Source organism: Peribacillus sp. NPDC096540, from assembly GCF_050278525.1.
Lineage (GTDB): Bacteria > Bacillota > Bacilli > Bacillales > DSM-1321 > Peribacillus.
Genome location: NZ_JBNNTG010000002.1, coordinates 273850 through 298779, shown reverse-complemented (window position 1 = coordinate 298779; position 24930 = coordinate 273850). Strand labels below are relative to the sequence as shown.

Sequence of the window (24930 nt, the reverse complement as noted above, 5' to 3'; positions counted from 1 at the left end):
AAAAGAACACAGGGGAAAGTCGCCAGACTTATTAACTAAACCTGTGCGAAGAAAACAACTGGTTACTCTTAATTATTTTTAATGTATCCTTTTGAATTATAGCATTAGAAGAATAATTGAAAAACTAGGATTTTTTTACCTAAAGACATGATATAAACAAAATAAAAGGTTATATCATAATTAAATAGCCACAAAGGAAAGTACCAATACACCCTAAAACCGACACTGTTACATAGATCAGACTTTCTATGTAACGGTGTTTTCTCATAAGTTCGAGCGTTTCCATACTGAATGTGGAAAATGTCGTAAATGCTCCTAAAAAACCAATTGTAAGAAAAGCTTGCAACGATAAAGTCCAGCCATCTTTATTTGGAAAGATGATTCCTAAACCAAAAGAGCCTATAAGATTTATCAGTAAAATACTAATAGGGATCGAGCCTATTGGCAATAGCTTATTAAAAATAATCTGTAATACATACCTCGAGGCAGCACCAAAAAAACCTCCGATAAAAACTGAAAGAACCTGAATCAAACGGTCTCACCTCTTCGTCTTTCAAAAAAGCTCAGTCCGAGAAAACCGGCAATTAAACCAAATAAAACCGTGGCTCCCAGATACATTCCTGTATAAATCAAGGATATCTGCAAAAGATTCACTATTTCCTGTGAAAATGTGGACATCGTGGTGAATCCACCACAAAGCCCACTGCCCAAGGCTAAAAAAACAAGCGAATTTTTCTTTGTGGCACAATGGCCGTTTATCAATCCAAGTATAAAGCTTCCTACTATATTAATTAAGAGGGTCCCAAATGGGAAAAAGGAATGGGCAGTTGTTACGATAATTAAATAACGTAGCAACGCTCCAACTGCTCCTCCAAAACCTACGGCCAAAACACTTTTAAACCGTAACATTGTAATCACCTCAAATTTTTCCTCACAAGTAGATTCATTATAACAGATTAAGATGATACAGGCTCTTTTCTGAAAAAAAACCATACTATGTAAAGAATTTGAGAAAAGGAGGCTATTTATGCAAACACAGTATTTTCCTTACTACCCGTATCCACAAACTATAATGCTACAGAATGAATACCGAAATGCATACGCGAATGAATACGGAAATGAATACGGACCTGAACATTGGAATGACGAACGTTTCTTTCCTTTCTTTCCTTTATTAGCTCCTGTTGCTTTTGTTGCAGGATTAGCAATAGGTCCCTTGCTATTCAACAACCGTCCATATTACCCGCCATATCCCCCTCCCTATCCGCCCGCTTATCCTCCTTATCCTGTTTATCCTGCTTATCAAGGTTTTCAGGGCTATCCGCAACAATTTGGCGCACAGGCACAAGCACAGGCTGGAGTGTCTGAAAATATTAATATATATACTCATTAACGATTGCACAGAAGGCGTCATGAAACGCCTTCTTTTTTCTTTTCCATCTAGTTGTACACATGTTTCTCTAGTCATCATTCTTAGTGAATGATTAGTGTGAATCGAATTTTACTTCCTTATATATTTTGAAGTGGTATAATATGAAATGCATAGATGGTAAAGTGTTGGGAATGGATTGTCATACTCTAGGATGTAAATGCATTTATTTCATATTATAATCAGGCTCTTAGGCACGCCGTCTCTATTTATTATTACTATAAAAACAGGAAATTATTGAAGGAAACATGTTTCTTTCCTTCTCACCTTATGAAGAAAAGGAGTTTCTATAATGAACCAAACGAAAGGACATTCTGAAATGGATGAGTTTTCGATTAACTCCCTTGCCCAGGCCGTGTTTATTGTAAATAAGCATGCGAAGGCTGCATTGGAGCCTAAAAATTTATATAATTTAAAACGGCTTGCATTAAACAAGCTAATGCAAGAAGGAAAAGCGAAGAAGATTGGACTTCATTTCTCTGATAACCCTCGCTTTGCCGCACAACAATCCGACGTAATTGTCGAATGCGGATCATATGTTTTTCACCTACCTCCTACTAAGGACGATTTGAAAAATCTACCCCACCTCGGTAGCCGGGCAGCATCCATACGGAACCCTAAAGCCGCCTTGTCATTATCCAAGGCAAAGCAAATCTTACAATCTTACGTTGGACAAGCAAGTGAAAAGCAGCCGAACTCAACCAATACTGAGAAAAGGCATTACGGACGGGCCCCGGTCAAGCAGCCATTTCATAATCCATTCCCCTCCTCTTTTTTAGGAAAAGGTTCCAAGTATTAAGGGTTAATAATTGGATAATAAAACGGGCCGAGAGTTATACATCCTCGGCCCGTTTCCCAATGCTATAAAGCAAATTTGTCTATCAAATCTATTAGAGCAGCGATTTCAGGTTTGCTGATTTGTGCGTCAGCCCTGACGACTTGCCCTTTATGGCGCAGGCTTTCCGTAATCAATGAGGAGAAAATAATGACTGGTAATACAGTAAGTTCGCTATTTTCCTTGATTCTTTTAGTTAGATGATGACCGTCCATTTGAGGCATCTCAATATCGGTAATCACCAATTGCACTTCTTCAACAACCTGCTTTCCCGATTCGATCAAACTCTCTAAATAATTTAAAGCATCTAGCCCATTTTCATAAAACACTAGGTGTTTAAACCCCGCTTCTGTCAATGTATCAAACAGTAGTTTTCTCAGTAACGGAGAATCCTCTGCAATAAGTATTCTCTTTTCTGAATTTTGCCGGTTACCTAGCTTTTTAACCTGCTGGACGCTGATTCCTGAATCCGGATTAATTTCAACCACTACTTTTTCAAAATCAAGTAACAAAATCATTTCGCTGTTTAATTTTATTACCCCGATAATCTGACTTTCCAATCCCTGATACATATCCGAAGGCTTTTCGATTTGAGTCCAAGAGATACGGTGTATCTGTGTCACCGTATGGACATGGAACACCACTTTTTGCTGATTGAATTCAGTGACTATGAATTTATCTTGCTCTGGTGTTTCCGATGCGGGAAATCCTAGGGCATCCGCTACATTTACAACCGGCAGTACCTCCCCTCGAAGCTCAATGATTCCTTCAACATTTGGATGCGAATGAGGAACAAGTGTGATATGTACAGGATTAATGATTTCCTTTACCTTAATTACATTAATGCCAAATTTATTCTTTCCGATGCCGAATTCAACAATCTCTAGCTCATTCGTTCCACTTTCTAGTAAAATCCCTTTATTTGCTTCCATTGCTTTATCTCGCCCTTCCCTTACGCTTCATATATGTCTAATATACCGTTACCTAAAAGAAAAAAAATTTCGGTCAAATAGGCCTAAGATGATATTATTAATGAATTCACTCATACCTAATAATTCGGCTACATCCTTCTTTTGTTTAGTGCAATGGGAAGAAAAATAAAATCTAGAAGAGATTAAACAAAAAAAGGGGACTCATATCAGAGTCCCCTCAGACTGTAGACAAACTCGATGAAAATCAAGTTTGCCTACAGTTTTTTTATGGCTTGTACAATTTGAACGTTGATTGGAACGTAGGGCACTCGCTTTCCGCGGGCGGTCCGGGAGCCTCCTCGGCTTGCGCCTGCGGGGTCTCCCCTAGACGCGCTTTTCCCGCAGGAGTCTCGCACCTTCCGCTCCAATCAACTTTGTTATAAAATTTAGATAGAACCTCTTTTGCCTACAGTATTTTTTGTTTTAAAATGGAACTATTAAAACTTGAGGTGATGAGGATGCTTTCTAAACATGATTCTATTCAGCGAGATCAGCTTGAAATGATTACTTTGGATCAACTGGTCCAGCGAACCATTTGGTTCGTAATATGGAGGCCGCCATTGACTTCTCATTCATATATGACTTGGTGAAAGATATGTATTCAGAGGTAGGACGCCCAAGTATTGATCCAGCTATTTTAGTTAAACTGACATTCATTCAATATACATTAGGTATTCGTTCAATGCGTAAAACGATTGAAGAAGTTGAAACAAATATGGCTTACCGTTGGTTCTTAGGCTATGGTTTTCATGATAAAGTGCCTCATTTTTCAACGTTCGGGAAAAATTATGAGCGACGCTTTAAAGATACAGACTTATTTGAACAGATTTTCTATCGCATCTTAATGACAGCTGCTGATAGAAAGTTAATAAGTGCAGAACACGTATTTGTCGATTCCACACATGTGAAAGCCAGTGCGAATAAGCGGAAATTTGAAAAGAAAATCGTTCGGAAGGAAACACGTGCGTATCAAGGACGACTTCAAGAAGAAATAAATCAAGACCGTGAAAACCATAATAAAAAACCTTTTCCACCAGATAAACTTAATAATAAGGAAGAAACCAAAGAAATTAAACAAAGTACAACTGACCGTGAGAGTGGCTACTATGTCAAAGATGAACGAACAAAACAGTTTGACTATTCATTTCATACGGCTGCCGACCGCAACGGTTTTGTACTGGGGACAATTGTAACACCTGGGAATACGCATGATAGTCACATCTTAGAGTCACTTGTTGGGCAAGTAATTGAAAAATTCAGGAAACCAGAAGCTGTTGCCGCAGATGCAGCTTATAAAACACCGGCGATTACAAGCTATTTATTTGGTAATAAAATAACACGCTTTACCGTATACACGTCCTCGAACAAAAGAAGGATTCTTCCGCAAACATGACTATGTTTACGATGAACATTTTGATTGTTACCTTTGCCCATCGGGCGAGATTTTAAAGTACTCAACAACGAATAAAGAGGGCTATCGCGAGTACAAATCACCAAAACACATTTGTGTGACATGTCCATTTTTATCAAAGTGTACCGAAAGTAAAGACCATCAAAAAGTAGTGACACATCATATTTGGCAAGATTATATGGAAGAAGCAGATCATCTGCGTCATCATCCAGATGTAAAACCTATCTATGCGAAACGTAAAGAAATGATTGAGCGTGTTTTCGCAGATGCAAAAGAAAAGCATGGCATGCGTTGGACTACTTTAAGGGGACTTAAAAAATTGTCGATGCAGGCGATGCTCACTTTCGGTGCCATGAATGTAAAGAAGATGGCCAATTGGACATGGCAAGGTCCAAAAATGGCCTAACATAGTGGGCTCGTAGAGACCCAATTCCTTAATATTGAGCAAAATTCAAAGGAAATTTCAAAAGGGGTTCGGAATGTTTTAATTCCGAACCCCTTTTGTCTACAAACTGAGGGGACTCATATCAGAGTCCCCTTTTTCACATGATCATTTTTTGACTACTACTGTTCCTGCAATCATATCGTGAAGTGCCTGTTTTTTCGATGTAAACCCTGCCATGATATAACCGATATAAAAGATCATCCCTGATATGATCGTCGCAAAATAACGCCCTGTAGCTCTTCCAAACCCAATTCTTTCTCCATTTAAATCCGTCACTTTAATATTCAGGAGTATTTTTCCGACACTGCCTTGCCATTTCGAGGAATGTAATAAAGTATAGTAAAGAAAGCTTATAAATAGAGATAAAAATAGAATGATAATGGCCCCGGCCATGAAAACGAATATATCACTCAATGATGCCTCGTAGTTAGGATCGATTGTCGATTCCTGTAAATCCATCATCGCTCCACTCCAAAAAATACTTACAAAAACCGATATGATTCCGGTAGGGATCCCGATTATAATACCATCAATAATATTCGCGCCAAAGCGCAACCAGAATCCAGCATACTCTCCTCTTTCCACTTGGCTTTCAACAACCCCAACTTCCATTCAAACACCTCATATTCATAAATTTGGTATTTCATTCTTTTTAATTATATCAAAATAAAATATCAAATTAATACAGATTTCAGAAAAGCTGAATAGTTGAATGTTATTAGCTCTTTCTAGATCTTTTCCTAGGATTCAACCAACCTTTTTTAACAAAGTATAAAAACATCATCAGCGCAATCCCTCCCATCATTCCGAGGATCAGGAAATAGCCATAGTGCCAATTTAATTCGGGCATATATTGAAAGTTCATCCCATACACACCTACTATGAAAGTCAACGGCATGAAAATGGTAGTAATGACAGTCAAAGTCATCATCGTCGAATTCATATTATTAGAGTTGACAGACAAATAGCTATCCCGAATATCAGATGAAAAATCCCGGTATGATTCCAACATCTCGGTTAATTTAAGTAGGTGATCGTAAACATCATTAAAATACAGATGCTGATCTTTTAAATAATTAAGCCGCTCGGACGAAATCATCCTGTACAGTAAATCACGCATGGGTAGAATAGTTCGGCGAAGTTTCGACATATCCGTACGTAAATCAAATAGCTGATCCATCAAGTCTGTAATGGTTTCATTTTCCGTATTATCCTCGATACTACCTAATTCGCTTTCCATTTTATAAACAGGCAGAAAAAATTCATCGACGATCCGATCAATCAGTCTATGCATCAGGAAAAATGGACCCTGCTTTATCATGTTATTTTGATGGATTTCCTGCCATACCGTCTCAAGTTCCAGCAGTTCCTCCTTATGAAATGTGATTAACCATTTTTCGCCCACAAACATATCAAGTTCGACAGCCCTAAAGTCCTGCTGCCTCAGAGCATCTATAACAATAAATTGGTACTCCTCATAAAAATCCATTTTAGGACGCTGGTTAAAGTCATCCAGACAGTCCTCGATAGCTAGCGGATGAAAGTGAAAATGACTCGATAAAAGTTCAATTTCCTTTTCTGTAGGATTTGAAAAATCTACCCAATACCACTCAATATCCGGATTATTCATTTCTACTAGCTGCAAATCAAAATTGACTTCTTGATCTGAAGTTATAGCGCAAGTCCTTATCATATGTATCAACCCTCAAAATTTTCTTAATTCTCATTATACCTTTATTTCATTAATCTCAAAAAGTATTTCTCCCCCATCCAAACTAAATGATAAAATAGAGTGAATCCGTCAAACATAGTACATTATCTCATAAAGTATAAAAGGGAGGATATTCATAGATGGAGCATTTAGTAAACCCTCTAGTAAAAGAAGTTCAAATATCAGGAATCCGTAAATTTTACAATATGGTCGCTGATATCGAAGGAACCATTTCCTTAACGATAGGACAGCCAGATTTTCCAACCCCGCTGCATATTAAAGAAGCGGCCAAACAAGCTATCGATAGTGATTATACTGTTTATACTCATAATGCCGGATATTTGGAATTAAGGGAAGCCGCATCTGAATATGTAAAAGATAAATACCAGCTTACCTATGATCCAGCGAATGAAGTCATAGTAACTTCAGGTGCAAGCGAGGGTATCGACATTACATTCCGAACTATTCTCACACCTGGGAATGAAGTGATACTCCCTGGTCCTGTATATCCAGGCTACGAACCGATTATCAAAATGTGTGGAGCCGCCCCTATTTATGCGGATACAACCAAGAATGGCTTTCGTTTGACTGCAGATATCCTTGAACAATACATAACTGAAAATACACGTTGCATCGTTCTGCCGTACCCTTCAAATCCAACTGGAGTCACATTGTCTGCTAACGAATTACAGGACATCGCCGAGCTGGTACGGGGCAAAGATATCTTCATTTTGGCGGATGAAATATACAGCGAGCTTGTATTTGATCAAAAACATGTATCGATTGCCACTTACTTAAAGGACCAAACCATCGTCTTAAACGGTTTATCCAAGTCTCATTCGATGACAGGTTGGAGAATTGGCCTTCTGTTTGCGTCTGTAGCTATCTCTCAGCATATTCTAAAGGTCCATCAATATAATGTGACCTGTGCCTCTTCCATTTCTCAAAGAGCTGCTTTGGCTGCTTTAACAGCAGGCAAGGATGATGCCCTCCCCATGAAGTCCGAGTATGCCCTGAGAAGAGAATACGTATACGACCGCTTACAAGCAATGAATTTAGAAATAGTCAAACCCAATGGTGCCTTTTACTTCTTTGTGAAGTTGCCTGAAGGTTTCACTTCTTCACTTGAATTCTGCCTCAAACTTGTCAAACAGGAAAAAGTGGCTGTAGTCCCCGGTGATGCTTTTTCTTCACTAGGTGAAGGGTACTTTAGGATTTCATATGCGTATTCCATGGAAACTTTGAAAATGGCTTTAGACCGTATCGAAGCTTTTTTACTTAAGAATAATTGAACAAAAAAGTGGCCTTCAATTGATTAAACTATTGAAGGCCACTTTCCTATTCTTAAAGATTTTCATGCTACCAATGATTCTCCACAAAACTTTTTATTGGTTAATATAATCTCCGTAAAAACCGAATTTCTCGATAACCTTCTTCTTTATTCGTTGTCGTAAGGCTCACCTCAACAATCGATCCAAGTAAATCTGCCATCACTTCTTCAAATTCTTTTGCGGATCGCGGCTTCGAGTGACCTAAACTTTTTAACTCACGCATCAGAATCTGGAAACCGGCATTTGTTTCAATATGGCTAAATTTCACCGGCAGAATTAGTGGACTTTCATTCATTAATTTTAACTCCCATCGAATGGGCTTTGTTTGATTAATTGTTTTTTCGCGTTTAAAACCTTCAATCCGGACAATGTATCGGCCATCTTCTAATTCTTGAAATTTCATATTAATGTCATCGAATTCGCCCATAAACGATCGCTCCTTTTTGTAAAGGCTCTCGCTTACAGCTTATTCAAAAGAAAGAGAAGGTAGCACTTTATTTATTATAGTGTTTATATAAAGCCTGAGTACCGCTATTTTCCTCGCCCGCTTCTGCAAGGTCCTCATATAAGGATTTGCTCAAGGTTAATCCAGGAGCATCCATTCCCATTCTTTCCGCTTCATCAAGTGCAATTTTCATATCTTTAATAAAATGCTTGATATAAAAACCAGGTTCAAAATCACCTCTGACCATTCGTGGTACAAGATTGGACAGTGACCAGCTTCCGGCAGCCCCCGATGATATGCTCAGCAGAACGCTATCTGGATCCAAACCGGCCTTTTTGGCATAAGAGATTGCTTCAGTAACCCCGATCATATTAGATGCAATCGCGATTTGATTGCACATTTTCGTGTGCTGTCCCGATCCCGCTGGACCTTGATAGACAACATTACTGCCAATGATATCAAAAATTGGCTGAATAGCTTCGAAGGCCTTAAAGTCTCCGCCGACCATAATTGTAAGTTTCGCATCCCGTGCACCAATATCCCCTCCAGAAACAGGGGCATCAAGTGCCTCCATGCCTTTTTTCTTCGCTTCTTCAGCTATTCTTACAGCCAAAGAAGGCGTGGAGGTTGTCATATCTATTAAATAGGTACCCATTTTTCCATTCTCGATAAGCCCATGTTCACCAAGATATATTTCTTCGACATCGCTTGGGTATCCAACCATGGAGATAATTAAGTTAGTTTGCTGTGCGATTTCCTTAGGTGTTGTTGCCCATTTTGCCCCCTGAGAGATTAGATCGCTTGCCTTTTCTTTCGTCCTTGTATAGACATATACCTCATATCCTGCCTTAAGTAAATTTCCGGCCATGCTTTTGCCCATTACTCCTATACCAATAAATCCGATTACTGTGTTCATTTTCGTCAAGACCAATCTCCTCAATTCTATTTTTTTTATTTACTTAAATAGACTTTACCATGCCTCCATCAACTAAATAGGACTGGCCGGTTAAGTATGTATTAGCCCCTGAGACAAGGAAAGTAACGAATCTCGCAAATTCCTCAGGTTCCCCATAACGGCCAAGAGGGATTTTATTTATCGATTTTTCAGTAATTTCTTCAGTAGTGACCCCCTGTTTCTCTGCATTAAATTGATCAAGATGCTGAATGCGGTCTGTTGCGATTCTACCTGGACCAACCGTATTGATTAATATCTGGTCTGGAGCTAACTCAGTAGCTAACGTTTTTGATAATCCAACAATTGCAGTCCGGAATGTATTCGATAATACAAGTCCTGGAATCGGCTCCTTAATAGACGAAGAAGCAATATTAACAATTTTACCACCTTGTTTTTTTAGATGTGGCAGGCTTTCTCGAATCGTCCGAATAAAACTCAGTAAATTCAGTTCGAAAGATTGTTGCCATTCATCATCATTGAAATCAGAAAATGCACCCCCTGGAGGACCTCCAGCGTTATTAATAAGGATATCGATACCACCAAACTCTACTGCAGTTTGCTCAACTAAGGATTTAATATCTTCAGGTTTTGTTATATCCGTTACCATATAAGCCACTTTGCCTGCCCCAAGCTGCGATAATTCTCTTTGCACAACCGCAAGTTTTTTTTCATCACGGCTGGCAAGCATGACATTGGCTCCTTCTTTAACAAGTTCTGCCGCTATCGCCTTCCCCAATCCTTGGCTTGATGCCAAAATCAAAGCATTTTTCTTTTGCAAATGTAAGTCCATCTTAAATCCCCCATTTTCATAAAAAATTTAAATATAATTTCATTATATCGTTTCATTTGAAAAGTGAAAAATCCGAATAATCATTTTTTAATGGTTTTTTTGAAATTCTCTTAACACAAAAAAAATGGCCGGTTGGAAAGCCCAACCGGCATCAAAGGGGGAAATGAGAATGTCAGTTGCTCTAATCGAGCTAAACAACTGTGCTTGCTTTTATATACCCACAAATTGTTTCAATAAACATTTTTTCAAAAAAAGTAATGTAAAACTTTACAGCACTTCATCCGAGGATTTCTCTGTGAATGAAGTGCTGACTTTTATGATTATATATTTACTGCTTTAAGTACCGTTTCTTTCACTTTATCATTTGTATCCATTACCAAAACATCCTGAGACAGTTTTTTCATCTCTTCAAGGGAAAGTTGGCTAATCAAGGAACGTGATTTTAGAATGGAAGTAGCACTCATGGAAAATTCATCGAGACCCATGCCGATTAAAATTGGAATAGCTACTTCGTCTCCAGCCATCTCACCGCACATTCCGGCCCATTTCCCTTCTTTATGAGCTGCATCTATAACCATTTTAACCAGGCGAAGAATAGCTGGATTATATGGTTGGTATAAATAAGATACTCTCTCATTCATTCGGTCAGCAGCCATCGTATACTGAATCAAGTCATTAGTGCCTATGCTGAAGAAATCGACTTCCTTAGCAAATATATCAGCCATCACTGCAGTTGATGGAATTTCAACCATAATTCCGACTTCAATTTTTTCAGCAACTTGAACACCATTATCAAGCAATTCCTGTCTAACTTCAGCCAAGACGGCTTTAGCTTCGCGGAATTCGGCAAGTGTCGCAATCATTGGGAACATGATTTTCAAATCTCCGTAGATGCTTGCACGAAGCAGGGCACGGAGCTGTGTCCGGAAAATCTCCTGCTCATTTAAGCAGAGGCGAATCGCACGGTATCCAAGGAAAGGATTCATTTCCTTAGGAAGCTCTAAATACGGCAACTCCTTGTCTCCGCCTATGTCAAGCGTTCTGACTACTACAGGCTTTCCTGACATTCCTTCCAGCACCGCTTTGTATGCCTCGAACTGTTCTTCTTCACTTGGAAAGTCATTTCTTCCCATATAAAGAAATTCCGTACGGTATAACCCGATGCCTTCACCGCCATTTTGATGAACGCCCTCTAGATCTTTCGGCGTACCAATATTGGCAGCCAATTCCACATGATGACCATCTTGTGTAACCGTTTGTTCATGGACCAGTTTCGCCCACTCAGCCTTTTGCAAAGCATAGGCTTCATGTTCCTCTTCGTAGCGTTTCACGAGTTCAGGAGTAGGGTTGATGTGCACTTCACCCTTTAACCCGTCAATAATGACCAAGTCACCATTTTCAATGGACGAGGTTACTGACTTTGCTCCAACGACTGCTGGAATTTCCAATGAACGCGCCATTATGGCTGAATGGGATGTACGTCCACCGATATCAGTCGTAAATCCTTTGACGTAAGCTGGATTCAACTGTGCTGTATCAGATGGAGTCAAATCCTCCGCAATGATGATCACTTCTTCAGCAATCATGCTTGGATTTGGAATATGAACACCTAAAAGATGTGACAACACCCGTTTGGTGACGTCACGGATATCCGCTGCACGTTCCTTCATGTATTCATTATCCATTTGTTCAAACATCGTAATGAACATGCTTGCGGTTTCATTTAAGGAGAACTCAGCGTTGACGTTTTCTGATTGTATTTTATCCTGAATTGGAGTTATAAGTTCCGGATCAGCCAAAACAAGTAGGTGTGCGTCAAAAATAGCGGCTTTATCTGCCCCTAAGTCCTTTTCAGCTTTATCCCTGATTATCTCTAATTCAACTGTTGATTTTTGAATAGCTTCCTTAAAACGGGATATTTCCGCCCCAACATCTTCTATGCTTCTTTTTTCAACTGATAATTCTGGTTCAATTAGTCGATAGGCTTTAGCGATGGCTATTCCGTTTGAAGCTGCTATTCCACTTATCAAAGTGGACATTATTCTGCTAATCCTTCTCTGTTCAATGTTTCAGCAAGTGTGTTCAGTGCATCATTTTCATCGCTTCCTTCAGCAGAAATCGTAATCTCTGCCCCTTTGCCAATACCTAGTGACATTACACCCATAATGGACTTAAGGTTCACTTTTTTCTCTTTATAAGAAAGGTTTATTTCTGAATCAAATTTTCCTGCAGCTTGTACAAGCAATGTAGCCGGACGAGCATGAATTCCTGTTTCTGCAGTTACTGTAAATGTTTTTTCTACCATATAAATCAATCTCCTTTAAGATAAATTAACAAAAATAGGTTATGTAAGGGGTTTTCTCTATCCAATCAGGAAAGAAATGAAAAAAGAAATGCCCTTTTCCTTATCAGAATAGCATTATCATTCCCAACAAACAAACCAAAACTATCTGGTACCTAAAAAATAGTACAAAAATATAGTTAGAACTGCAACTATTACTTTTCAGATTCTTCAATGATTAAATGGACATCTGTGCATTTTTGGTAAAAAACGCTCTGAAACTCAGCATAATGAAAAGGACAACTGTTAATGAAACACTCCCGAGAATCCCGATAAGTATGGCAATCTGGTATTCAATTGCGATGAGAGGGCTTATCCCCGACAGGATTTGCCCTGTCATCATTCCTGGTAGGAAAATAATTCCCATCCCGAGCATATTGTTCAGAGTGGGAAGCACGGCTGAGTCAAATGCTGCATCGACATATTTTTTGACCGCTTTTGCTGGAGTGGCTCCGAGCATCAACATTGCTTCTACCTTTTCACGATCACTGGTAATCCCGTCATGCAGGTTTTTTAACGCTAACGTAACTCCAGTCATCGCATTCCCGACAATCATTCCAGCAATTGGGATAAAATAACGCGGCTCATACCATGGCGTGAAATGAATGACGACAACATTAAAATAAAACAAAGCGGCCATGGGCCCTGTTAGCATACTTAGAACAACCATTCGTTTGATTTTCTTATTAAGCGTAAATGATATTTGCTTAAAAATATTATGTATTGAGAACAGGGACATTGCACATAAAAACCCTATAGAAAGTAATGGGTTAGGATATTCAAATATATACGTCAATACATAACCCGCGAGAATGAGTTGGACTGTCATCCGAACCGTAGCGAGTATGATTTGCTTTTCCCTCGAAATGCCGCGCCACTTCACGATAATAAGCAGCAGCACAACAAATATATAGGCCGCACATAGCCGCCAGAACTCAATATCTATTATCCCTTTACTTTCCATTAATAGTCCCCCTCCTTCGTCTTTTTCAGAATGATCATCTTTTCAGCACAAAAGTCCGCAAGTTGTTTGGAATGAGTAATCATGATGACCGTTCCCTTTTCCCGCTTCACTTCTGCTATAAATCTGCTCATGACCTTCAATTCTGTTTCCTCATCTAGCGCAGCTGTAGGCTCATCCAGTAAATAAACTTCGGGTTTTAACAATAGTAATCTTGCCAGAGCCAGCCTTTGTTTCTCACCACCGGACAGAACCTCCGCATCATCGGATAAAGACTTCTGCAGTAGAACCGTATCAAGGGCTTTCATGAACTCTGCCTTCGTTTTCTTTTCTCTTTCTGTCAATTCTAGGCCCAATTGAAGATTTTCTTCAATCGTGCCGGGTAAAATGAATGGTGTCTGAGAAAGCATCGTGACTTTCCGACGGTGCTCTATAGGATTAAGGTTATCTAGCAGCTGATCTTGATAAAAGACCGAGCCGCTGTCCGGTTCATTCATTCTGTTCAATAATCGAAGCAGTGAAGTTTTTCCTGCTCCACTTTCTCCAGCCAAACAAGTAACCACATTTGCTGAAATTTTCAGACTATCAATATTTAAAATCCCTTTATATCTAATCTTTTCAAGCCTAAACATACTTTTTCGCGCCTACCTTTCATACTCCACAATTTTATTATAAGAAACAATCATCATAGTGAATAGTAAAGTATGTAAAAATTTGATGAGTTTTCATTTTCTTTCCGATTTTAATAGGTTAGTATTATTCCTGCCCACATATCCATGACTACATGGAAAATATCTTTGAACTGGAGGCTTTATAATGAAAAGAAATACCTTTTTTCATTCTTATCTGCATGCGCTTCTCCTGATTGCCATCTGCATGATAACTTTAACTGGTTGCCAGGAGGTTTCAGATAACCTAATTAATGAATCATCCAAACAAGAGGATTCGACGTCCAATCAAGACACAAAATCCAGTAGCGATTCTTCTAATGAAGAAAAAGGCAAGACGTTCACGGCCGAGATTGTCAAGGTAGTGGACGGAGATACAGTAAAAATTAAAATGTCAAATGGAAATGAAGAAACGGTCAGGCTACTTTTAATAGATACACCAGAAACCGTGCATCCCTCCAAACCGGTCCAGCCTTTTGGACCAGAAGCAAGCAAGTTCACCAAAGAGTTAATGCCTGCAGGTTCGGAAGTGGAAGTAGAAACAGGCATTGGTGAAAGAGATAAGTATGGGCGCCTTCTGGCCTATTTTTATGTGGATGGAAAAATGGTGAATAAACTCTTGCTTGAAAAAGGACTAGCCCGTGTCGCCTATGTCTATGCCCCGAACACAAAATATATTGATGAATTAGAGGAGATTCAGAAAAAAGCCCAAAAAGAAGAAATAGGCATCTGGTCGATTGAAAACTATGCAACCTCAAAAGGATTTGATAATTCGAAGACTGATGTAGTAACAGAGAAAAAAAACGCTAAAAATTCATCTTGCAGTAAACCCGAAATTAAAGGTAATATAAATTCAAAGGGAGATAAAATCTATCACATTCCCACTGGCCAATATTACGAAATAACTAAACCAGAAGAACTTTTTTGTACCGAACAAGACGCTCTAAATGCTGGATTCCGTAAATCACAGCGTTAACAAAATACATCACATTGAATTATTTTTGCTACATCTCGCATCAAAAACAAGTGATAACATTAAACTGCTAGGGTAAATTATCTGGAAAAAGAAAAGAACATCCTCAGATGAAAAATCATTATCCAGATTTAAAAACCTATCGAAAAAATGAATTTGTATTTATTTAACACATCCAAACATTTGGATGTGTTTTTTTATTTGACCATCTCGAACAGACAAAAAATCCTTTCAATACTGCTAAATTCCACTTTTTAATTAATTAAATTACCATTAAATGTCACAAAACTCAGCTTTTATTTCATCCATTTTAACATTATGCTATTTCGCTATTGCTGAGAGAATTACTTAAGGTAAAAGCACCCGGGAATACATGTAAAGTGCACTTTTCCAAAGGTGTAGCCTAATGGAAAATTTCTCAGCAGTAACGAATGAATTCACCCCGATGATTCATCATATTATCCGATCTCTCTCCATCTATAAAAATAAGGATGATTTTTTTCAAGTTGGTTTGATCGCCTTATGGGAGTCATATGAGAAGTTCAATGAAGAAAACGGAAAATTCTCGAACTTTGCTGACACCGTAATAAAAGGCAGGATCATTAACGAACTAAAGCGTCATCATAAATATGAAACACACATCATGCCCTTTGATTCCGCTATCCTTGAAGTTAAAGACCCTTTTGCCATGCACGAGGAGGCTTTCTTTTTAGAAAATATCTTAATCTATACGGAAACCTTGACACTAAACCAGCAACGATGGCTCATTCAGACATTTATTGGTAACAAAACCCTATCCGAAATTGCTGATATGTATCAGGTAACCACTGCAGCAGTCAAATCATGGCGCAAATCAGCCCTCCTAAAACTGAGAAAAAAAACGGATTTTACCTTGTAAATAGGAAAAGGGGTGGTTCATCATAATGAGCCACCCCTAATGTCCATTCCCTTAACTTCTCGCTTCTTCTAAATAAGTATAAATTATTTCACCGTTATGCTGGGCATTTCCTCGAAAATGTTTAAAGTCCTCTCTTTTCACAAGCACTTCACGAAAACCTAAAAAGTCTTCCTTTTTAATCCTGAATTCGTCCATTTCACGGTTTGCCAACTTATCAAGTACATCTTTCGCTTCTTGAGCATTCATACTAATATCCACCTTAATTTTTAATCGTTTCTATAATAATCAGACAGGAGAAATTCCGTTTCTATTTTACCATAAGCTTAACTCAATATTTAAATCAGAATTTTTTTGTGCCTTACTTTACTACATTATTCTTTACGAATCCCCCAAAATAGTGCAAACTGTATAGTAAAATATCATAATGTAAAATGATTGGCATTTTAAGTACCATCTAGTTACATACAAATTGGCATAGCTGCGCACATTCGAGATTCCAAAATATGCCACATCATTACTACTGCTACATTAAAAGAATTTTTACTTTTTTTTAAGGTACCCTACTGCTCTGCCGACCGAAGAGATATCTAATTCTCTTGATTGCACTCCCCAGGTCAAAATCTAAACGGCAAGATGTTCGAATAATCCAATTACTCCATAGTTACTTTTTGATCATTGAAAATGAAATGGGAAAGGATGATTACCATGAAGAAAGCGGAAGTCGGAAATATCATTGAATTTAGAGAAGGCTTAAAAGGAATCGTCGAGAAAGTGAACGAGAACTCAGTAATCGTGGACGTCACGTATATGGAAAATTACCGTGATTTAGAACTTGAACAGAAAACCGTTGTCAATCATAAGAACTATAAAATCATAGGGTAATATAATGTACTCAAACGGAATGGTTTCTAAAACCATTCCGTTTTCACTTTTGGTAATTAATAATTCGTTCAAATCTGTTATTTTTTGTAACTTTTTTTATTTCATACCGTCAATTCATAAAAGTCGAATTATCACCAGACCTTTGGAAGGCATGAAATCATTTAACACATATAAGAAAACAATCCAGAAAGTTGAGGAAAAAAGATGAATAATTGGACACGTTTTTTAGGTGGTGCCACAATGGCTGCAATTCTGCTGACTGGCTGTGGGACAACCACAGATGACAAGACTGCTGAGCCACAGGAAGATTCAGTGAAGGAAGAGAACAAAGGCGGTGCTTTTAATGACAATGATAGCAGTTCCGGCCATAACAACAAAGTAAGACTAATGGAGAAAAACCTGCAATATACAAGTAATGGGGAGGCTAAAGAAGAAACAGCTTTCTTAAAAAATAGTGATAATCAACCATTCAGCCTCTATGTTCTGCAGCAATATAAGTTAAGTGCTGAGGAACCAGGTAAAGATATAGTATTCCTGACTAAAGATGACTCTATTTTTATGAGAATTGAATTATTAACGGGTGATGTCAAGTGGGATGAAGTGGAAGAAAATGTCCAAACCCAACTGAAAAGTCTTTCAGAAAAAATTGAAGATCCAGCACTTGACGTTGATAACGGGTCAGGATATGAAGTCGTAAGCGGGGATGATGTGGTTACATCCATTTTACTCAAAGATGAAAAAGCCCCTGTCCGCTTAACAATGTTCACGAAAAAGAATCAAGATTACCGAGATGCCTTTCTAGAGATGGCTAAAACGCTGATGAAAAAATAATAATTCATTTACTCCAGCCGGAGGGGAAAGCCCATACCTTCTTTTCCCTCCATTTTTCATTTCTCCTTCCCTGCCTTGCTTTTCCAGACCAGCATTAAAAAAAGCAGGCTTATGTATCCAAAGACCGGATAGATATATCCTAATAGCCTTCCATATCCGTATTCACTGATGATCAAAGCTATTAAAAAAATAACAGCTATGATTAGCATGCTTGGTACTTTAACATAGCTGCTAATTTGCCTTTGTAGTCCATAAATATTCCCAATGACCGAAGTGAAGATTTCCCCGTAAATCACCAAAATAAACATCCAATATAACTGCCCGGCCGCAGTTCTCATAATAACCGCCGAGGGAATTTCATAGCTAGTTACATCAGGAAGTGTCATAAGTGAAAAATGCCCTGTTAGTAAGATTATTGTGAGAAAGATACCACCAAGGATGGCCCCGTGCTTAATTACCTTTTCGTCGCGGACTTCATATGCAACTGGAACTAGTACGGCCTGCGCTAAAGCCAGGTTAAAGGCTGTATATGCAAATGGGGAGAAAATCACTTTCAAGGAAATCCCCTCATCAGGAACTTGCGTAAGAAAAGACAAAAAATCACCATTCCCCAAAGTAGAAAAAAAGAGAATCAAACTAAAACAGATCATGATTGGAACAACAAAAGAATTGACTGTAAAAACGCCGCGCATACCCATCATCAGAACTAATGATGCCAAAATGACCGTAGACCAGCTTCCCACACTTTTGTGAACGCCAAGTTGTTCCTCGAAAACGGCTCCTGAGCCCGAAATCATAACGGCCGTCACACCTAACAGCATGATAAGGAAAAAGATATTGATAATTCCTGCTAACTTCTTCCCGAATAAAAATTGATTGAACTCTTCATAAGAAGCAGCTCTGATCCTTGCAGAAATAAGCATGATCTTAGTTCCGGTAAAAATAAAAATATAACCTGCTATTAAAATCCCGATAAATCCATAAATGCCATAGCGGGTAAAAAACTCGACAATCTCTCTTCCAGTTGCAAAACCAGCTCCTACGACAGTACCCACATAAACTGCTGCAATCTGAAAAATCCCTGACCACCTTGACAGCATACTTTCCCCTCCTCCCTACATTTATATGTCAGGTGGAGGCATTTAAGACAAGCCAAGTAATATTCCCCATTGATTTAGGCTCTGTTAAATAATCTTGCTGATATTAGACTTGTACAAACAATATGTAACGTAGACTTCTCTTTAGAGGTGCCCCTTTTAAACTTACTAAGAACATTAACCTTAAACAAAGCGCTAAAGTTAATGAGGAATGAATAGGTATCTGATAGACTAAAACAATAGATATATGTTAGTTCACTTGGCAGGCAACGATAAAAACGCTTAAGGAAAAGTATCCTCAAGCGTTCACACAACGATTAGGTTGTGGCTCATCATGGAATTTATTGTGATACTATCAAAAAATATTCCAATTTAAAACTCAGCTCAATCAGCTTTTATAAAGCTTGATCATCGACAGAGGAAAGCCATTCATCGATCACATTGACCACGGACTGAACAGTCCCATCAGCAAATGGCGACTTCAGGTTCGCCGATTCTACGAGACCAAGAAAAGACTTGCTTCCTCCAAGTTGGCACAGATTCAAATAATCCTCCCAAGCCGTCACATCCTCCTCCACTGATCTTTTCCAAAATTGGAAAGCACAGATTTGGGCAAATGCATAGTCGATATAATAAAATGGAGACTGATAGATATGGCTCTGGCGCTGCCAGTATCCTCCATTTTCCAAAAATTCATTTCCTTCATAATCACGGTGTGGCAAATAATCCTTCTCGATTTTACGCCACGCCTGTCTTCTTTCTAGAGGAGTAGCGTCAGGAGTTTCATAGACGAAGTGCTGAAATTCATCCACAGCTACTCCATATGGCAGGAATACAAGTGAGCTACTTAAATGAGAGAACTTATACTTTTCTGTATCTTCTTTAAAAAACAGCTCCATCCATGGCCATGTAAGAAATTCCATGCTCATCGAATGGATTTCACAAGCCTCATATGTAGGCCAGTTATATTCCGGAATATCGAGGTTACGGCTCCTATATACTTGGAATGCATGACCAGCCTCATGTGTTAAAACATCGATATCTCCGGAAGTACCATTGAAATTAGAAAAGATAAATGGAGCTTTGTAATCTTCTATGAACGTACAGTAACCACCACTTTCTTTTCCCTTCTTCGCCACAAGGTCCATCAAATTGTTATCTATCATAAAATTAAAAAACTCATTCGTTTCAGGTGAAAGTTCACGGTACATGGTTTTACCATTTTCAATGATCCATTCAGCATCACCTTTAGGGATCGCATTCCCCGTTCTAAATTGAAAATTTTCATCAAAATAGCAAAGATTTTCCAAGCCAAGCCGTTCGCGCTGACGTTCCTTCAAGCGGGTAACAAGCGGTACCACATCCTCTTTCACCTGCTTACGGAATGCAGCAACCATCTCCGCATTATAATCAGTCCTTGTCATACGATAATATCCGAGCTCGACGAAATTTTTATACCCTAGCGTAGTCGCAATCTCATGCCGCACTTTCACAAGTTCATCAAATATTCGATCCAATTCTGCCTGATGTTTTTCGAAGAAACTGTAATATGCTTCACTTGCATTTTTTCTTAACTCACGATTTGCTGACTCCATGAAAGGCTGAAGCTGTGCAAGTGTACGCTCCTCTCCTTCAAATTCAATTTTTGCAGAGGCGATTAACTGTGAATATTCGCTTGATAGTTTATTTTCTTTTTGCAGATGCGGTATAATTTCCGGCGAAAACGTTTTGAGTTGGGCCTCTGCCAGGTCAAATAGTTGTTTCCCCCATTTCATCTCAAGCTCCCGACGAAACTTCGACCGAACAAGTTCAGTATAAAATATGGAAGTCAGCTCCTCCATTTCAGGTGAGAATTCATCTAAATAGTCGTTCTCAGCTTTATAAAATTCATCATTTGTATCAATGGAATGTCGAATATAGACCAAATTTAACATGGTACCTACGTAATTTCGAATTTCATTTATTTCTTCCATCGCTTCCACTTGAATGTCCACTTCTTTTGCATCCGTAAACTTCTTCAAAAACTTCGTGAACTTCGATTTAATTTCATCCATTTCAGGACGGTTATATTCATACTCATTAAATTTCATATGTACTCTCCTTTTTACATTTTTTCTTAGAATTTTCCCTAAAAACCACAACTACCATCAATAAAAGCCATCTTAAAAAAATATCCTCCTTTTAATGGTTATCCTAATATAGTTAAATTCGCCACAGCAAAAAGAAAAACCTGCTTATACCTTGAAACAAATACGGATTTCCCTATACATGCCCCCTTGAATATGAATACCAACCAGGTAAACCAACAGGATTATTTTTGCTAGAGAAATCGATTAAAAGACAACAAAAAACCAGCACCTAATTTATTAATTAAGGCGCTGGTTTAATAAGCTACTTTTGAGCGGAAAAACCAATTTTTTTAAGTAATTCTATCACAGTAGCCTTTTCCTCTTTTGTAAGAACACTCATGATATCATCGATTCTTTTTTCATGCTCAGGAAATACACCTTCAATAAAGGCCTTTCCTTTTTCCGTTATTTTGGCAAAGGTTACACGGCGGTCTTCTTTACATGCTATCCGCTGTAGATATTCCTTTTGTTCGAGCTTATCCACGACATATGTTATACTACCGCTCGCGAGCAGGATTTTCCCACCTATTTGCTGAAGCGGTTGATCACCTTTATGATAAAGCAATTCTAGTACTGCAAACTCTGTTGGATTCAAACCCTCTTCGGCTATATGTTTATTTACAACATCATTAATGGAACGATGGGCTCTCGACATCACAATAAACAGCTTTAAAGACTGTTGGATGTTATTATTCTCCATAACTTCACAACCTTAAAATTTTTAATTAAAATATCTTGAATTAAAAGTTATTATATGACATTACGTCTTCTTTGTCAATTTGCCTAATCAGTATGTACTATTGTTTAATCATACAGTTTGATATACTAGAAAAAAAAGCTAAAGTAGTGACAATCATGAAAACTAGGCATAAATTTACCAAATATCTGCTTATTGTTATTTTACCATTAATTATTCTATCTATCATTTATTGGATGTATTTAAAACAATCTATCCATAAAGAACGACAAGAGCAAGCTGAGTGGGTTGGATCAGTTTGTCAAGAATACATAGACCAATTTATCAGTGAAACGAAAGAAAATCTGGAACTGCTAAGTCTTAGTAGTTCTGTTCTTTATATGGATGATAAAAAAACAAAACTTCTTATGCACTGGATTAAAGATAAAGATCCGAGGTACGCAGGAGTATATTGGCTAAATCAAGATGGCATTTCTATCTCAGGGACAAATAAGGATTTCTTTCATTACTTTTTAATTGAACAGGATGATATAGATAAGGCAGTGGAAACTCAAAAAGCCGTTGTTGTTGGAAAGCGGGAGCTAAATAACTCAAGTTTTAATTATTTTACCATTTTCGCACCTATTTTGGATCACGATAAAAATGTTCAAGGTTTTTTGTTGGCACATATTAGGTTGGATTACATCGAAAACGTTTTAAAAATGCTTATCCCTGATCAATCGTTGAAACTAGAAACAAGCAATAAAACTCGCATTCTGGATATTAATGCCGAAGGAGTTACTGAAAATTCTACATGGGTGAATGTTCCTTTGACCGAAGTAGATTGGACTTTATCCGTTAAAATGCCCGACCGGCTTAACACCATTAACATGAATGTCTTTTTAATGTTTGTCTTTTTCGCGTTCTTTATAACTCACATGATATATACAGTTGTGGAGGAACTATTCGTTCGTAGAGAGAAGAAAAAACAAAAGCAATTAACCGAAATGCAGAAGATTGATTTTGTCGGTACACTGGCGGCTAGTACCGCACATGAAATAAAAAATCCACTTACCGGCATTAAGGGGCTAGTCCAATTACTTGTTGAAAAACACCCTGAAGAACAAGACCAGTTTTATTATTCTGTCATCATGAAAGAAATTGAACGAATAAATAGCATTGTCAGCGAGTTTTTAATTTTAGGAAAACCCATAGCACATACTTTATCCTTATACGATATTCGCAGTATTATTGCTGAATTAAGACCAATAATAGAATCCGAAGCACGTTACTTAAATATTAAGGTGGAATGGGACATTGTAAGGGAACCAATCAGGGTTTATTGTACAAAGGACCAACTCAAACAAGTCATTCTTAATATTACAAAAAATGGCCTGGAGGCAATGGATCTAGACAAAAAGTTAACCATAAAAATTTATAAAGAAAATGAAAAGGCAATAATAGAAATCATCGATACCGGTCATGGGCTGAATGAAAAAGACATCAGTAAAGTGTTCGAACCATTCTACACGTCCAAAAAAGAAGGAACTGGATTAGGTCTTTTCGTGTGCAAGCGAATTATTGAACTATTTAAAGGATCGATTGAGATTACTAGTCAACCTTTAAAAGGTACAACAGTTATTATTAGTTTACCAATATTGGATGACAACTTGGAGTAATACTATTATTTATGAGTTTATTTCTCATATGTTTGGCAATACGAAAACTAACAATTGCTTTAAACAAGGGTCTAATACACCAGAGCACACTTGTGAACGAATGATTGTAATATGTAAGATTCTTATTTTAGAAAGAAGGAAATATACATATGGCAAGTATCACTGCAATTAAACCAGAACCACAAAAAAAAGATATGACACTGAAGATCATGATAATAATAGGATTATGTCATTTAATGAATGATTCCCTTCAGGCCGTTGTACCGGCCATGTTTCCCATTCTTGAAAAATCAATGTCTCTAACGTATACACAGCTAGGGATGATTGCATTCAGCTTAAATATCGTTTCATCGCTTTTACAGCCAGCTGTTGGCTTTTATACAGATAAAAAGCCCATTCCCTATGCATTGCCTATTGGATTGACCAGCACTTTAATTGGAGTCATCGTACTCGCACTGGCACCAAACTATACTATAATCCTTGGTGCAGTCATTCTAATGGGCTTTGGGTCAGCCATTTTCCATCCGGAAGGCTCTCGAGTTGCATACATGGCTGGAGGTCCTAGGAGAGGCCTGGCACAATCGATTTATCAGGTTGGTGGGAATAGCGGTCAAGCTCTCGCCCCTCTCATTACAGCCATCGTACTTGTTCCATTTGGTCAAAAAGGTGCACTTTGGTTTGCGTTAGTTGCCTTTACAGCCGTAATGCTATTACTGTATATTGCCAAATGGTATTCTCAAAAGCTGGTTCACTTCCAGCCGAAAAAGGTTGCAGCTAAAGTAATTAATAAAGAGCGCTCCCATAAAGTGGCCAAAGCTCTGGTCTTAATTTTATTCATTATTTTTGCCCGTTCCTGGTATGTCTCTTGCATGACGAACTTTTACAGTTTTTATTTAATCGAGCAGCATTTATTCACGATAAAATCCGCACAGATTTTCCTATTCGCCTTTTTAGCTGCAGGGGCTGTAGGAACGTTTTTTGGCGGACCTCTTGCGGACCGGTTCGGCCGCAAAAACGTGATTTTCTTTTCTTTCGCTGCCAGTACGCCTATAACCGCTCTCTTGCCATTCGTCCCGCCTACTGCCGCCTTTATCCTATTATTGATTGCGGGATTTATTATTATGAGCAGCTTTTCGGTTACCGTAATCTACGCACAGGAATTAGTTCCAGGCAAAGTAGGAACAATGGCAGGCTTGACCGTCGGGCTAGCCTTTGGAATGGGCGCCATTGGGTCTGTCTCATTGGGGGCAATTGCAGATGTCATCGGAATTGCATCCATGATTAAACTTGTAGGATTCTTGCCATTATTAGGAATCATAAGTTTGTTGCTACCAACTGATTTCACTCTTAAAAAATGGTATGCCGAAGAATAATACACATAAAGAATAACAGTACTACCAAATGAGTATTTCCTGGAACCTATTTTTATCATTTCAATACAATAAATTATTGTTTCACTCAGAAAACACAAA

The 24930-nt window shown here is 38.2% G+C and carries 24 protein-coding genes and 2 pseudogenes; 10 read left to right on the top strand and 16 right to left on the bottom strand.

Annotated features, from left to right (window positions below; all coding sequences use genetic code 11):
- Window positions 1–169: 169 nt before the first annotated feature.
- Together crcB and ACQKMR_RS03495 are read right to left on the bottom strand one after the other, a co-directional pair.
- On the bottom strand, window positions 170–532 hold the full coding sequence (crcB, locus tag ACQKMR_RS03500) for a fluoride efflux transporter CrcB (RefSeq protein ID WP_427696034.1): 363 nt from the start codon (window positions 530–532) through the stop codon (window positions 170–172).
- Entirely contained in the window at window positions 529–909 is a 381-nt protein-coding gene (locus tag ACQKMR_RS03495; protein WP_427696033.1) for a fluoride efflux transporter FluC, read from the bottom strand. The genes crcB and ACQKMR_RS03495 overlap by 4 nt, the downstream gene beginning before the upstream one ends.
- 163 nt (window positions 910–1072) lie before the next feature.
- On the opposite strand from ACQKMR_RS03495, the pseudogene ACQKMR_RS03490 reads away from it, so the two are divergent.
- Window positions 1073–1309 (top strand): annotated as a pseudogene (locus tag ACQKMR_RS03490) (hypothetical protein); the annotation flags it as partial.
- A gap of 412 nt (window positions 1310–1721) precedes the next feature.
- Window positions 1722–2228 (top strand): YkyB family protein, encoded by a 507-nt coding sequence (locus ACQKMR_RS03485; RefSeq protein ID WP_427696032.1) that lies wholly within the window; start codon window positions 1722–1724, stop codon window positions 2226–2228.
- A gap of 62 nt (window positions 2229–2290) precedes the next feature.
- Here the strand turns inward: ACQKMR_RS03485 and ACQKMR_RS03480 are convergent, their stop codons facing one another.
- Window positions 2291–3196 (bottom strand): chemotaxis protein, encoded by a 906-nt coding sequence (locus ACQKMR_RS03480; protein WP_427696031.1) that lies wholly within the window; start codon window positions 3194–3196, stop codon window positions 2291–2293.
- Between the two features lie 497 nt (window positions 3197–3693).
- Between ACQKMR_RS03480 and ACQKMR_RS03475 the strand changes: the two are divergent.
- Window positions 3694–5052: pseudogene (locus ACQKMR_RS03475) on the top strand (IS1182 family transposase).
- A gap of 144 nt (window positions 5053–5196) precedes the next feature.
- On the opposite strand, the gene ACQKMR_RS03470 reads toward ACQKMR_RS03475, so the two are convergent.
- Together ACQKMR_RS03470 and corA are read right to left on the bottom strand one after the other, a co-directional pair.
- Window positions 5197–5703 (bottom strand): RDD family protein, encoded by a 507-nt coding sequence (locus ACQKMR_RS03470; protein WP_427696030.1) that lies wholly within the window; start codon window positions 5701–5703, stop codon window positions 5197–5199.
- A gap of 106 nt (window positions 5704–5809) precedes the next feature.
- On the bottom strand, window positions 5810–6784 hold the full coding sequence (corA, locus tag ACQKMR_RS03465; RefSeq protein ID WP_427696029.1) for a magnesium/cobalt transporter CorA: 975 nt from the start codon (window positions 6782–6784) through the stop codon (window positions 5810–5812).
- 158 nt (window positions 6785–6942) lie between these two features.
- On the opposite strand from corA, the gene ACQKMR_RS03460 reads away from it, so the two are divergent.
- Window positions 6943–8094: an aminotransferase A gene (locus ACQKMR_RS03460; RefSeq protein WP_427696028.1), complete on the top strand. Its 1152-nt coding sequence runs from the start codon at window positions 6943–6945 to the stop codon at window positions 8092–8094.
- Window positions 8095–8194: 100 nt separating this feature from the next.
- On the opposite strand, the gene ACQKMR_RS03455 is transcribed toward ACQKMR_RS03460, so the two are convergent.
- The 7 genes from ACQKMR_RS03455 to ACQKMR_RS03425 form a co-directional block, all read right to left on the bottom strand.
- Window positions 8195–8560, bottom strand: coding sequence for a hypothetical protein (locus tag ACQKMR_RS03455; RefSeq protein ID WP_053345139.1), 366 nt, complete (start codon window positions 8558–8560; stop codon window positions 8195–8197).
- A gap of 67 nt (window positions 8561–8627) precedes the next feature.
- Window positions 8628–9494: an NAD(P)-dependent oxidoreductase gene (locus tag ACQKMR_RS03450; protein WP_427696091.1), complete on the bottom strand. Its 867-nt coding sequence runs from the start codon at window positions 9492–9494 to the stop codon at window positions 8628–8630.
- Window positions 9495–9537: 43 nt separating this feature from the next.
- Window positions 9538–10323, bottom strand: coding sequence for an SDR family oxidoreductase (locus ACQKMR_RS03445; RefSeq protein ID WP_427696027.1), 786 nt, complete (start codon window positions 10321–10323; stop codon window positions 9538–9540).
- A 320-nt stretch (window positions 10324–10643) separates the two neighbouring features.
- Window positions 10644–12362 (bottom strand): phosphoenolpyruvate--protein phosphotransferase, encoded by a 1719-nt coding sequence (gene ptsP / locus ACQKMR_RS03440; RefSeq protein WP_427696026.1) that lies wholly within the window; start codon window positions 12360–12362, stop codon window positions 10644–10646.
- A complete protein-coding gene (locus ACQKMR_RS03435) occupies window positions 12362–12628 on the bottom strand; it encodes a phosphocarrier protein HPr (protein WP_061462235.1) in 267 nt (88 codons plus the stop codon). Before ACQKMR_RS03435 ends, ptsP begins: the two co-directional genes overlap by 1 nt.
- Before the next feature lie 214 nt (window positions 12629–12842).
- Complete coding sequence (locus tag ACQKMR_RS03430) at window positions 12843–13628, bottom strand: ABC transporter permease (protein ID WP_427696025.1); 786 nt, start codon at window positions 13626–13628, stop codon at window positions 12843–12845.
- A complete protein-coding gene (locus tag ACQKMR_RS03425; protein WP_427696024.1) occupies window positions 13628–14257 on the bottom strand; it encodes an ABC transporter ATP-binding protein in 630 nt (209 codons plus the stop codon). Before ACQKMR_RS03425 ends, ACQKMR_RS03430 begins: the two co-directional genes overlap by 1 nt.
- Window positions 14258–14441: 184 nt before the next feature.
- On the opposite strand from ACQKMR_RS03425, the gene ACQKMR_RS03420 reads away from it, so the two are divergent.
- Both ACQKMR_RS03420 and ACQKMR_RS03415 read left to right on the top strand, forming a co-directional pair.
- Complete coding sequence (locus ACQKMR_RS03420; RefSeq protein ID WP_427696023.1) at window positions 14442–15269, top strand: thermonuclease family protein; 828 nt, start codon at window positions 14442–14444, stop codon at window positions 15267–15269.
- 403 nt (window positions 15270–15672) lie between these two features.
- Complete coding sequence (locus tag ACQKMR_RS03415; RefSeq protein WP_427696022.1) at window positions 15673–16164, top strand: sigma-70 family RNA polymerase sigma factor; 492 nt, start codon at window positions 15673–15675, stop codon at window positions 16162–16164.
- A gap of 51 nt (window positions 16165–16215) precedes the next feature.
- Here the strand turns inward: ACQKMR_RS03415 and ACQKMR_RS03410 are convergent, their stop codons facing one another.
- Window positions 16216–16410, bottom strand: a complete 195-nt coding sequence (locus ACQKMR_RS03410; RefSeq protein WP_416116716.1) for a hypothetical protein — start codon at window positions 16408–16410, stop codon at window positions 16216–16218.
- A 459-nt stretch (window positions 16411–16869) separates the two neighbouring features.
- On the opposite strand from ACQKMR_RS03410, the gene ACQKMR_RS03405 reads away from it, so the two are divergent.
- Together ACQKMR_RS03405 and ACQKMR_RS03400 are read left to right on the top strand one after the other, a co-directional pair.
- A complete protein-coding gene (locus tag ACQKMR_RS03405) occupies window positions 16870–17046 on the top strand; it encodes a YkvS family protein (RefSeq protein ID WP_064505160.1) in 177 nt (58 codons plus the stop codon).
- A 204-nt stretch (window positions 17047–17250) separates the two neighbouring features.
- The gene (locus ACQKMR_RS03400; protein WP_427696021.1) at window positions 17251–17877 is read left to right on the top strand and encodes a hypothetical protein; all 627 of its coding nucleotides are present in this window, start codon (window positions 17251–17253) and stop codon (window positions 17875–17877) included.
- 56 nt (window positions 17878–17933) lie between these two features.
- On the opposite strand, the gene ACQKMR_RS03395 is transcribed toward ACQKMR_RS03400, so the two are convergent.
- The 3 genes from ACQKMR_RS03395 to ACQKMR_RS03385 form a co-directional block, all read right to left on the bottom strand.
- The gene (locus tag ACQKMR_RS03395; RefSeq protein WP_427696020.1) at window positions 17934–18977 is read right to left on the bottom strand and encodes a YkvI family membrane protein; all 1044 of its coding nucleotides are present in this window, start codon (window positions 18975–18977) and stop codon (window positions 17934–17936) included.
- A gap of 392 nt (window positions 18978–19369) precedes the next feature.
- A complete protein-coding gene (locus ACQKMR_RS03390) occupies window positions 19370–21064 on the bottom strand; it encodes a M3 family oligoendopeptidase (RefSeq protein ID WP_427696019.1) in 1695 nt (564 codons plus the stop codon).
- Window positions 21065–21365: 301 nt separating this feature from the next.
- Complete coding sequence (locus ACQKMR_RS03385; RefSeq protein WP_427696018.1) at window positions 21366–21803, bottom strand: MarR family winged helix-turn-helix transcriptional regulator; 438 nt, start codon at window positions 21801–21803, stop codon at window positions 21366–21368.
- A 155-nt stretch (window positions 21804–21958) separates the two neighbouring features.
- Here ACQKMR_RS03385 and ACQKMR_RS03380 point away from each other — a divergent pair, with 155 nt between their 5' ends.
- The gene (locus ACQKMR_RS03380) at window positions 21959–23458 is read left to right on the top strand and encodes an ATP-binding protein (protein ID WP_427696017.1); all 1500 of its coding nucleotides are present in this window, start codon (window positions 21959–21961) and stop codon (window positions 23456–23458) included.
- 149 nt (window positions 23459–23607) lie between these two features.
- A complete protein-coding gene (locus ACQKMR_RS03375) occupies window positions 23608–24831 on the top strand; it encodes an MFS transporter (RefSeq protein WP_427696016.1) in 1224 nt (407 codons plus the stop codon).
- Window positions 24832–24930 lie beyond the last annotated feature (99 nt).

Coding starts and splice junctions, on each gene's coding strand:
- ACQKMR_RS03415 (WP_427696022.1), top strand. CDS start 15,673: ATGGAAAATTTCTCAGCAGTAACGAATGAATTCACCCCGATGATTCAT.
- ACQKMR_RS03430 (WP_427696025.1), bottom strand. CDS start 13,628: ATGGAAAGTAAAGGGATAATAGATATTGAGTTCTGGCGGCTATGTGCG.
- ACQKMR_RS03460 (WP_427696028.1), top strand. CDS start 6,943: ATGGAGCATTTAGTAAACCCTCTAGTAAAAGAAGTTCAAATATCAGGA.
- ACQKMR_RS03470 (WP_427696030.1), bottom strand. CDS start 5,703: ATGGAAGTTGGGGTTGTTGAAAGCCAAGTGGAAAGAGGAGAGTATGCT.
- ptsP (WP_427696026.1), bottom strand. CDS start 12,362: ATGTCCACTTTGATAAGTGGAATAGCAGCTTCAAACGGAATAGCCATC.
- ACQKMR_RS03380 (WP_427696017.1), top strand. CDS start 21,959: ATGAAAACTAGGCATAAATTTACCAAATATCTGCTTATTGTTATTTTA.
- ACQKMR_RS03375 (WP_427696016.1), top strand. CDS start 23,608: ATGGCAAGTATCACTGCAATTAAACCAGAACCACAAAAAAAAGATATG.
- ACQKMR_RS03450 (WP_427696091.1), bottom strand. CDS start 9,494: ATGAACACAGTAATCGGATTTATTGGTATAGGAGTAATGGGCAAAAGC.
- ACQKMR_RS03405 (WP_064505160.1), top strand. CDS start 16,870: ATGAAGAAAGCGGAAGTCGGAAATATCATTGAATTTAGAGAAGGCTTA.
- ACQKMR_RS03425 (WP_427696024.1), bottom strand. CDS start 14,257: ATGTTTAGGCTTGAAAAGATTAGATATAAAGGGATTTTAAATATTGAT.
- ACQKMR_RS03385 (WP_427696018.1), bottom strand. CDS start 21,803: ATGGAGAATAATAACATCCAACAGTCTTTAAAGCTGTTTATTGTGATG.
- ACQKMR_RS03445 (WP_427696027.1), bottom strand. CDS start 10,323: ATGGACTTACATTTGCAAAAGAAAAATGCTTTGATTTTGGCATCAAGC.
- ACQKMR_RS03480 (WP_427696031.1), bottom strand. CDS start 3,196: ATGGAAGCAAATAAAGGGATTTTACTAGAAAGTGGAACGAATGAGCTA.
- corA (WP_427696029.1), bottom strand. CDS start 6,784: ATGATAAGGACTTGCGCTATAACTTCAGATCAAGAAGTCAATTTTGAT.
- ACQKMR_RS03410 (WP_416116716.1), bottom strand. CDS start 16,410: ATGAATGCTCAAGAAGCGAAAGATGTACTTGATAAGTTGGCAAACCGT.
- ACQKMR_RS03495 (WP_427696033.1), bottom strand. CDS start 909: ATGTTACGGTTTAAAAGTGTTTTGGCCGTAGGTTTTGGAGGAGCAGTT.
- ACQKMR_RS03395 (WP_427696020.1), bottom strand. CDS start 18,977: ATGCTGTCAAGGTGGTCAGGGATTTTTCAGATTGCAGCAGTTTATGTG.
- ACQKMR_RS03485 (WP_427696032.1), top strand. CDS start 1,722: ATGAACCAAACGAAAGGACATTCTGAAATGGATGAGTTTTCGATTAAC.
- ACQKMR_RS03435 (WP_061462235.1), bottom strand. CDS start 12,628: ATGGTAGAAAAAACATTTACAGTAACTGCAGAAACAGGAATTCATGCT.
- ACQKMR_RS03400 (WP_427696021.1), top strand. CDS start 17,251: ATGAATAATTGGACACGTTTTTTAGGTGGTGCCACAATGGCTGCAATT.
- ACQKMR_RS03390 (WP_427696019.1), bottom strand. CDS start 21,064: ATGAAATTTAATGAGTATGAATATAACCGTCCTGAAATGGATGAAATT.
- ACQKMR_RS03420 (WP_427696023.1), top strand. CDS start 14,442: ATGAAAAGAAATACCTTTTTTCATTCTTATCTGCATGCGCTTCTCCTG.
- ACQKMR_RS03455 (WP_053345139.1), bottom strand. CDS start 8,560: ATGGGCGAATTCGATGACATTAATATGAAATTTCAAGAATTAGAAGAT.